This is a genomic window from Stenotrophomonas maltophilia (genome assembly GCF_047497515.2).
Taxonomy (GTDB): Bacteria; Pseudomonadota; Gammaproteobacteria; order Xanthomonadales; family Xanthomonadaceae; genus Stenotrophomonas.
Window position 1 is genome coordinate 232216 of record NZ_JAXAXL020000001.1, and the last position, 9088, is coordinate 241303.

Sequence of the window (9088 nt, forward strand, 5' to 3'; positions counted from 1 at the left end):
GCACGGAAGTATCTGCGCGCGCGGCAGGGATGTGCCGACCAAGGTCGGCACCCACAACCGGCACCCATCGGCGCCGAAGGCGGGGTTATTCGCTCGTGGCCGGCACACCCTGCAGGCGCAGGGTCGCCATCACGCCCAGGCGCAGCCCGGGCAGGTCGCCGTCGGCCGGCAGCAGGATCGGCTGCTGGCGGATGCCACCGAAGTGCTTGACCTGGAACAGCACGTCCAGGCCGTGGCCACTGGCGCCGCCGCCACTGGCCGCAGGCGGCTCGGGACGGCCGCCGGGATTGCGACGTGCCGGCTGGAAGCCCGGCGTGCTGCGCACCAGCTCCACCGTGTTGGCGGAAAAATCGCCTGCGATCAGGCTGGGCATGCCCTCGGCGGTGGCGCCGATCCAGGTCATCAGATCGCTGGTCTGGTGCTGGCGGGCAGTGGTGTCGTCCGGGTCGGGGCGCAGCCGTGCGATGTAGACGTTGACCAGTGCCTCGCCCAGTTTCAGCCGCATCATGCCGGCCGCGCTGAAGATGCCGGGCGGATGCAGCAGGGTGACGCCGTCCTCGCTGACCGGCAGCCGGGTCAGCATGGCGTTGCCATGCCGCAGCGGTTGGCTGGGCGGATCGGCGGTCACGAAGTCGCAGCTGTAGCGCAGCCGGCTGGCCAGCCAGCATGCCGGGTTGCGGCCCTGTTGCTGCAGCACCTGCTGTACCGAAATCACGTCGGGCTGCAGTTCGGTCAACAGCTGCGCGACCTGCTCGCGGCGCTGCTTCCATTGCGCGTCATCGCGGCTGGGCAGTTCCAGCGCGGCCACGGTCAGCTGCCGGGGCTCGGCGTCACCGCTGGCGGCGGCCGGTGCCTGCGGCCGGGCCTGGGCCTGCAACGCCAACAGCAGCGCAAGACAGCTGAGCAGGAGGCGGGCGTGGGCGAGGGGGCGCATAACGATAAGTTTACGCTTTTGTCGTGGAGGTGCCGTGACTTTCGGCAGGGCCAGGACTGCCTGCCATGGATTGGCACCGTTGTCATGCAGCCCTGCAGCGTGCCTCGCAAGCCCGGGTTCCGGTAACCTTGCGCCTTTCGCTTTGCAGGAATGCCTTACAGGATGAGCCACGACGCAGTCGCCCCCATCGCCGGCCAGGGAAAGATGCCGCGCCAGATCCCGTACATCATCGGCAATGAGGCCTGCGAGCGGTTCAGCTTCTACGGGATGCGCAACATCCTGGTGCAGTTCCTGATCACCTCGCTGCTGCTGCAGGAAATCACTGCGGAAGGCCGTGCCGGTGAAGCCAAGGACATCATGCACAGCTTCATGATCGGCGTGTATTTCTTCCCGCTGCTCGGTGGCTGGCTGGCCGACAAGTTCTTCGGCAAGTACCACACCATCCTCTGGTTCAGCCTGGTCTACTGCGCCGGCCACCTGTGCCTGGCGCTGTTCGAGAACAGTCGCGAGGGCTTCTTCCTCGGCCTGGGCCTGATCGCGCTCGGCGCCGGTGGCATCAAGCCGCTGGTGGCCTCGTTCATGGGTGACCAGTTCGACCAGAGCAACAAGCACCTGGCCAAGATCGTGTTCGACGCGTTCTACTGGATCATCAACTTCGGCTCGCTGTTCGCCTCGCTGCTGATCCCGCTGGTGCTGAAGAACTGGGGCCCGCAGTGGGCGTTCGGTATCCCGGGCATCCTGATGTTCGTGGCCACCTTCGTGTTCTGGCTGGGCCGCAAGCGCTACGTGCTGGTGCCGCTGCCGCCGAAGGACCCGCATTCGTTCGCCAACGTGGTGCGCACCGCCCTGACCGCGCGCGTCGCCGGCCAGGGCCGTCCGGGCCTGGTGATCGCCGTGCTCGGCCTGATGCTGGCGGTGGCCTCGTTCGGCCTGGTCGGCTCGTTGGGTATCGTCATCTGCCTGTGCCTGGCGCTGGTTGCCATCCTGGCCGGCATCGGCGGTGGCACCTGGCTGCAGCTGGACCGCGCCCGCGGCCAGCACCCGGCCGAGGCCGTGGAGGGCGTGCGCTCGGTGCTGCGCGTGCTGGTGATCTTCGCGCTGACCACGCCGTTCTTCTCGCTGTTCGACCAGAAGGCGTCGACCTGGGTCCTGCAGGGCCAGCAGATGCAGATGCCGAGCTGGTTCACCGCCTCGCAGATGCAGGCGCTGAACCCGCTGCTGGTGATGATCCTGATTCCGTTCAACAACCTGGTGCTGTACCCGGCGCTGCGTCGCTTCGGCTTCGAGCCGACCGCGCTGCGCCGCATGACCGCCGGTATCGCCTTCAGTGGCCTGGCCTGGATCGTGGTCGGCGGCATCCAGGTGGTGATGGACGGTGGCAATGCCATGTCGATCTTCTGGCAGATGCTGCCGTACGCACTGCTGACCTTCGGTGAAGTGCTGGTCTCGGCCACTGGGCTGGAGTTCGCCTACAGCCAGGCGCCGCAGGCGATGAAGGGCGTGGTGATGAGCTTCTGGAACCTGACCACCACCATCGGCAACCTGTGGGTGCTGCTGTCCAATGCTGCCGTACGCAATGACACGGTGACCCACAAGATCGCCAGTACCGGCTTGAGCGAGGCGGCCTTCCTGATGTTCTTCTTCGCCGGATTCGCCTTCGTTGCGGCGTTGGCCTTCGGTTGGTACGCGAAACGCTATCGTATGGTCGACAACTACCGTAGCGCCTGAGCCTGACATGACCCCCGTCAATCTGCTGTTGATCGCCATCACCGCCATCCTGTCGTGGATGGCGTTCAACAACCGCAAGCTGGCCGACCGCCTGATTCTGTGGCCGCCGGCCATCGACCGCCACCGCCAGTACGACCGGCTGGTGACCTATGGCTTCATCCATGCCGACTGGTCGCACCTGATCTTCAACATGATCACCCTGTTCTTCTTCGGGGGCTTCATCGAGAGCGTGATGGTGCAATTGACCGGCAGCTACCTGACCTACCCGGCGTTCTACATCGGTGCGCTGCTGGTCTCGATCCTGCCCAGCTACCTGAAGAACCAGAAGAATCCGAACTACCTCAGCCTCGGCGCGTCCGGGGCGGTGTCGGCGGTGCTGTTCGCCTTCATCCTGATCAAGCCGTGGTCGATCATCCTGGTGTTCTTCATCCCGGCGCCGGCCATCGTCTATGCCGCGTTCTACGTCGGCTACAGCATCTGGATGGACAAGCGCGGCGGCGATCGCATCAACCACAGCGCACACCTGGCCGGTGCGGCGTTCGGTGTCATCTTCATGCTCGCCATGCAGCCGAGCATCTTCAGCCACTTCCTGCGCGAGCTGTCCAACCCGACCTTCCGCCTCGGCGGCGGTTGAGGGTGGCTGGGGTCGGATCCGCTGGATCCGACCCCCGGGGCTGGGCCCCGGCTACCGGTCAGGCCGGGGTCTGCTGGCCGTAGGTATCCAGCAGGCGGGCGAACACTTCCTCGCCGATGCGCTGGAAATCCTGGTCTTCGGTCTGCCCTTCCACCGCCAGTTGCAGCAGGCCCTCCAGCAGGGCGCGGTCGGTATCGGAATGGGTGTCGCTGGGGTGCATCGGAGCCTCCGCGGGGGTGCGCATGATCAATGTTCGCAAGGGCCATGCCAGCCTGGCCGTAACCCTCCACAGGCGATAGCGGCCGCGCACGCTCCAGCTTGAGGGGCGGAAACTGACGTGAATGGGCCGGACTTGCCCCTGTTCAGGCTTCACACGATCATGGCGCCCGGCTGCGCACCATCCACGCAGTCGTCGCAGGAGACAGTTCCATGGCTTCGGTCACGCCCCCCGGTCTGGCCTACGAGGTCGAGCACGACCTGGCCAACCATCGCTTCACCGCCCGTGTGCGTGGACAGTTGGCGGTGCTCGACTACCAGATCAAGCGCAGGCGCATGGTCATCACCCACACCGAAGTGCCGGAGCCGATTGCCGGCCGCGGTATTGCCGGTGAGTTGACCCGCGTTGCACTGCGCTTTGCACGCGAACAGAAGTACAAGGTGGTACCGACGTGTGCCTACGCCGAAGCCTTCCTGCAGCGGCACGAGGAGTATCACGACCTGCTCGTTGGCTGAATGCCAGCGGGCCACGCTTCAGCCAGGGCAGGCGATGATGTACAAACATGAACAGGGGATCCCGATGAAGACTGGAAACAACCGGCCACTGCGCGGAAGCGTGCTGGCCGGCGTGGTGGGCGTGCTGTTGCTGGCCGGTTGCCAGCGTGAGAGCGAGCCAGCTCCGGCGACCGACGCGGCACCTGCCGCCGAAGCCACCGCAGCAGGCGAAACGCCTGCCACGGAAGCGCCGCTGGACCTGCGCGATGTGATCGAGAACAACGAACGCGAAGTGGTGGGCATCAGCTACCCGGCCGGCATCGATCGTTATCCGGGCCTGGCGCGCGCGCTGCAGGACTACGCCACCAGCGCACGCAGCGATCTGCAGCAGGCGCTGGACGGGCTTGGCAACGACAAGCCGACCATGCCCTACGAACTGTCGCTGAGCTTCGAGAAGCTGCTGGAAACCCCGCAGCTGGTGGTGGTCAGTGCCGATGGCAGCCGCTACACCGGTGGCGCCCACGGCGAGCCGCTGGTGGCCCGCTTCGTATGGCTGCCGCAGCACCAGCAGATGCTCAGTGCTGAAAAGCTGGTGGCCGATGCCAAGGGCTGGAAGGCCATCAGTGATTTCGTCGCCGACCAGCTGCGCGAGCGCGTGGCCACCCGCCTCAGTGGCGAGGACATGGACCCGGCCCAGCTGCAGGAATCGCTGCGCAACGCATCGCGCATGATTGCCGACGGTACCGGCCCGCAGGCCGACAATTTCAGCCAGTTCCAGCCGCTGACCGACGACAAGGGGCAGATCACCGCGCTGCGCTTTGTTTTCCCGCCGTACCAGGTGGGTCCATACTCGGACGGCACCCAGACCGCCGATGTCCCGGCGGCGGTGGTGTTGCCGCACGTGGCCAAGGACTACGTGGAGCTGTTCGCACGCGGTTGACCGCAGTCGAGGAGGTGGCGTGGATACAGGGTTGCAGGAGCGGGTCGCCGGCCTGCTGCACGAAGCCGGGGTCCGCATCGGCGGCACCCAGCCACAGGACATCCAGGTGCATGACCCGCGCTTCTTCGCGCGGGTCATGGCGCACGGCTCGCTCGGCCTCGGCGAGAGCTACATGGACGGGTGGTGGGACGCCAACGTCCTCGATGAATTCCTCGTCCACCTGATGCAGGCGCACCTGGACGAACGGGTGCACGGCTGGCGCGAGGTGGCTGATGCGCTGAAGGCGCGCCTGTTCAACCTGCAGGCCGGGCAGGGCAGCTACGAAGTTGGCCGCCGCCACTACGACCTCGGCAATGACCTGTACCAGGCGATGCTTGGCCAACGTCTGGTCTACAGCTGCGGCTACTGGCGCAATGCCGGTGATCTCGACGCTGCGCAGGAGGCCAAGCTCGACCTGGTCTGCCGCAAGCTGGGCCTTCGCCCGGGCCAGCGCGTGCTGGACATCGGCTGCGGTTGGGGCGAGGCGCTGAAGTTCGCCGCCGAGCGCTACGGCGTCAGCGGGGTCGGCGTGACCATTTCGCAGGAGCAGGCCGCGTTCGCCCGCGAGCTGTGCGCCGGCCTGCCGATCGAGATCCGCCTGCAGGACTATCGCGAACTGGATGAGCCGTTCGATGCCATCTTCTCGATCGGCATGTTCGAACACGTCGGTGACAAGAACTATTCAAGTTTCTTCGAGGTGGCCCGGCGCTGCCTATCGCCGCGCGGGTTGCTGCTGCTGCATACCATCGGCACCAACATCTCGCGGCACCGCACCGATCCGTGGATCGCGCGCTACATCTTCCCCAATTCGATGCTGCCGTCGGCGGTGCAGATCAGCAAGGCGTTCGAAGGGCGCTTCGTGCTGGAGGACTGGCACAACTTCGGCACCGATTACGACCTCACCCTGCAGGCCTGGCGGCGCAACGTGGAAGCCGCGTGGCCGCGGCTGGATGCACGTTATGACGAGCATTTCCGGCGCATGTGGCGGTTCTACCTGGCCGGGTCGATGGCCACCTTCCGCTGCCGGCATGCGCAGCTGTGGCAACTGGTGCTGTCGCCGGAAGGCGTGCCGGGCGGGTACGTCGCGCCACGGTAGATCCACGCCATGCGTGGATGGACGATGCCGGGGTTCATGGCCCGGAAGGATCGTGCCGACCAACGGTCGGCACCCACCCGTAAATCCACGCCACCCGTGAATCCACGCCACCCGTAGATCCACGCCATGCGTGGATGACACAAAAAAAACCGCCCGGTCTCCCGGGCGGTTTTCGTTTCACGCTACCGAACGGGCGATCAGTTGCCGGCGCCGGTCAGGCCACGCTTCTCCAGCAGCGGCTCGATCTGCGGCTCGTGGCCGGCGAAATCGCGGAACAGCTGCATCGCGTCGACGCTGCCGCCCTTGGACAGCAGGGTGGCACGGAAGTGGTCACCGTTCTTGCGGCTCAGGCCGCCGTTGTCCTTGAACCACTTCTGGGTGTTGGCATCGAGCACTTCCGACCAGATGTAGGCGTAGTAGCCGGCCGAGTAGCCGCCCATGATGTGGCTGAAGTACGGGGTCTTGTAGCGCGGCGGGACCGGCGCGTAGTAGATGCCATCCTTCTCCAGCGCAGCGCGCTCGAACGCCATCACGTCCTTGGCGGCCGGCACTTGGTCCGGGCCGATCTGGTGCCAGTTCTGGTCCAGCATCGCCGCACCCAGGTACTCGGTGGTAGCGAAGCCCTGGTTGAACTTCGAGGCGGCAATCACCTTGTCCAGCAGGGCCTGCGGCATCGCGCTGCCATTCTGGTAGTGCTTGGCGTAGTTCTTCAGGATGACCGGGTTGTCCGACCACATCTCGTTGACCTGCGAGGGGAACTCAACGAAGTCACGGGGCACCGAGGTGCCCGAGAAGTACGGGTACTTCACGTTGGAGAACATGCCGTGCAGGGCGTGGCCGAACTCGTGGAAGGTGGTGTTCACCTCGTCCCAGGTCAGCAGGGTCGGCTGGCCGGCCGGCGGCTTCGGGATGTTCAGGTGGTTGGCCACCACCGGCTTGAAGCCGGTCAGCTTTGACTGCGAGACGTAGGAGTTCATCCACGCACCGCCACGCTTGGAGGCGCGCGCATACGGATCGAAGATGAAGATCGCCAGCTGGCTGCCATCGGCGTCGAACACGTCGTACACGGTGACGTCATCGTGGTAGACCGGCAGGTCGGTGCGCTGCTTGAAGGTCAGGCCGAACTCCAGGCCAGCCGCGTGGAACACGCCGTTTTCCAGCACGTTCTTCAGTTCGAAGTACGGCTTGAGCTGCGACTCGTCGAAGTTGTACTTGGCCTGGCGCACCTTCTCGCTGTAGAACGCCCAGTCCCACGGTTCCAGCTGGAAGGTCGGCTTGCGCGCGGCCTTCTGCTCCTTGTCGATCATCGCCTGCAGGTCGGCGGCTTCGCGCTTGGCATTGGCCACCGCGGCCGGGGCCAGCTTGCCCAGCATCGCGTTGACCGCTTCGGGGGTCTTGGCGGTCTGGTTGGTCAGGTTGTAGGCGGCGAAGTTCGCAAAGCCCATCAGCTTGGCCTTGTCGGCGCGCAGCTGCATGATGCGGGAGACGAGTGCGGTGTTGTCGAACTCGCCACCGCGGCTGCCACGGCTGACCGAGGCTTCGTAGATCTTCTGGCGCAGGGCGCGGTTGGCCAGGTTGGTCAGCGGCGGCTGGCCGGTGGTGTTGAGCAGGGTGATCACGTACTTGCCTTCCAGGCCACGGGCCTTGGCGGCTTCGGCGGCGGCCGCGATCTGTTCCTTGGACAGGCCGTCCAGCTCCTTGACGTCGTCGACGGTGATCGCCGAGGCGTTCACTTCCGACTGCACGTTCTGGCTGAACTTGGTGCCCAGGTTGGCCAGCTCGGCGTTCATCGCCTTCAGCTTGGCCTTGTCGGCCTCGGACAGCTTGGCGCCGGCGCGCACATAGTTGTCGTAGTACTTCTCGACCAGGCGCACGCCTTCAGCGTCCAGGCCCAGCTGGCTGCGGGTGTCATACAGCGCCTGGATGCGCGCGAACAGCTTGCCGTTCAGCGCGATCGCATCGCTGTGCGCGGCGAACTTGGCCGAGTAGTCGGCCTGCAGCTTCTTGCGGGTGTCGTTGGTGTCGGCGCCGACCAGGCTGAAGAACACGGTGGTCGCGCGGTCGAGGACATCACCGCTCTTTTCCAGCGCGATGATGGTGTTGTCGAAGGTCGGCTTGGCCTTGTTGTTGGCGATCGCCTCCACTTCCTTCAGCTGCTGCGCCATGCCGGCGTCGAAGGCCGGGGCGAAGTCGCTGTCCTTGATCTTGTCGAACTGCGGGAAGTGCAGCGGCAGCGGGCTTTCGGCGAAGAACGGATTGGCCTGCTGGGCAGTGCTGCTGGCGGCCGGGGTGGCGGCGCCGGCCGAGAAGGCGGGCAGGGCAAGGCCGAGGGTCATGGCCACGGCAAGGGCAAGGCGAGTGGTCAAGGTAGGAACTCCGGTAAGGCAAACAAGGGCCCGAGGGTAACCCGGCCGGCGGCGCCCGCACTTGTGTCAAAAGGCATGTTGCCGGGGCCGGGCGCGGGTACCATGCAATCACCGCCCACGCCCCGCCATCATGACCACCGCCTACGATTTCAGCTTCCGCGACCTCGACGGCCAACCGCAGGCGCTGGCCGGGTTCCAGGGCCGTCCCCTGTTGCTGGTCAACGTGGCCAGCCGCTGTGGCTTCACCCCGCAATACACCGGGCTGGAACAGCTGTGGCAGGACTACCGCGAGCGCGGCCTGGTGGTGATCGGCTTCCCGTGCAACCAGTTCGGCGCGCAGGAGCCCGGCGATGCCGCACAGATCCGCCAGTTCTGTTCGCAGGACTATCCGGTCAGCTTTCCGTTGTCGGAGAAGATCGAGGTCAACGGCGAGGGGGCCGACCCCCTGTGGGCATGGCTCGCGCGCGAGAAGCGTGGCCTGCTCGGCAGTGCCCGCATCAAGTGGAATTTCAGCAAGTTCCTGGTTGACCGCCAGGGGCGGGTGGTGTCGCGGCATGCGCCCACCACCCGGCCGGAGCAGCTGCGCGGCGCAATCGAAGCACTGCTGTGAAGGGGGTAGTGGGGGGGGGGGGGGGGGGGG

The 9088-nt window shown here is 65.9% G+C and carries 9 protein-coding genes; 6 read left to right on the forward strand and 3 right to left on the reverse strand.

What is annotated here, in order from left to right:
* Positions 1-85: 85 nt before the first annotated feature.
* A complete protein-coding gene (locus ACMZPQ_RS01175; RefSeq protein ID WP_197584181.1) occupies positions 86-934 on the reverse strand; it encodes an endonuclease/exonuclease/phosphatase family protein in 849 nt (282 codons plus the stop codon).
* A 162-nt stretch (positions 935-1096) separates the two neighbouring features.
* On the opposite strand from ACMZPQ_RS01175, the gene ACMZPQ_RS01180 reads away from it, so the two are divergent.
* A complete protein-coding gene (locus ACMZPQ_RS01180) occupies positions 1097-2662 on the forward strand; it encodes a POT-type proton-dependent oligopeptide transporter (RefSeq protein WP_197584179.1) in 1566 nt (521 codons plus the stop codon).
* 7 nt (positions 2663-2669) lie between these two features.
* Positions 2670-3296, forward strand: coding sequence for a rhomboid family intramembrane serine protease (locus tag ACMZPQ_RS01185; protein WP_197584177.1), 627 nt, complete (start codon positions 2670-2672; stop codon positions 3294-3296).
* A gap of 58 nt (positions 3297-3354) precedes the next feature.
* Here ACMZPQ_RS01185 and ACMZPQ_RS01190 read toward each other — a convergent pair whose 3' ends face one another.
* Positions 3355-3516 (reverse strand): hypothetical protein, encoded by a 162-nt coding sequence (locus tag ACMZPQ_RS01190; RefSeq protein WP_197584175.1) that lies wholly within the window; start codon positions 3514-3516, stop codon positions 3355-3357.
* 209 nt (positions 3517-3725) lie between these two features.
* Between ACMZPQ_RS01190 and ACMZPQ_RS01195 the strand changes: the two genes are divergently transcribed.
* From ACMZPQ_RS01195 to cfa, 3 genes are read left to right on the forward strand one after another with little or no spacing between them, the layout of a single operon-like run.
* Complete coding sequence (locus tag ACMZPQ_RS01195) at positions 3726-4028, forward strand: N-acetyltransferase (protein WP_197584173.1); 303 nt, start codon at positions 3726-3728, stop codon at positions 4026-4028.
* Between the two features lie 37 nt (positions 4029-4065).
* On the forward strand, positions 4066-4947 hold the full coding sequence (locus ACMZPQ_RS01200; protein ID WP_197584172.1) for a DUF3298 domain-containing protein: 882 nt from the start codon (positions 4066-4068) through the stop codon (positions 4945-4947).
* A gap of 19 nt (positions 4948-4966) precedes the next feature.
* Positions 4967-6082, forward strand: a complete 1116-nt coding sequence (gene cfa, locus ACMZPQ_RS01205; protein ID WP_197584170.1) for a cyclopropane fatty acyl phospholipid synthase — start codon at positions 4967-4969, stop codon at positions 6080-6082.
* Between the two features lie 197 nt (positions 6083-6279).
* Here cfa and ACMZPQ_RS01210 read toward each other — a convergent pair whose 3' ends face one another.
* The gene (locus tag ACMZPQ_RS01210) at positions 6280-8448 is read right to left on the reverse strand and encodes a M3 family metallopeptidase (RefSeq protein ID WP_197584456.1); all 2169 of its coding nucleotides are present in this window, start codon (positions 8446-8448) and stop codon (positions 6280-6282) included.
* 130 nt (positions 8449-8578) lie between these two features.
* Here ACMZPQ_RS01210 and ACMZPQ_RS01215 point away from each other — a divergent pair, with 130 nt between their 5' ends.
* Complete coding sequence (locus ACMZPQ_RS01215; protein WP_197584454.1) at positions 8579-9058, forward strand: glutathione peroxidase; 480 nt, start codon at positions 8579-8581, stop codon at positions 9056-9058.
* Positions 9059-9088 lie beyond the last annotated feature (30 nt).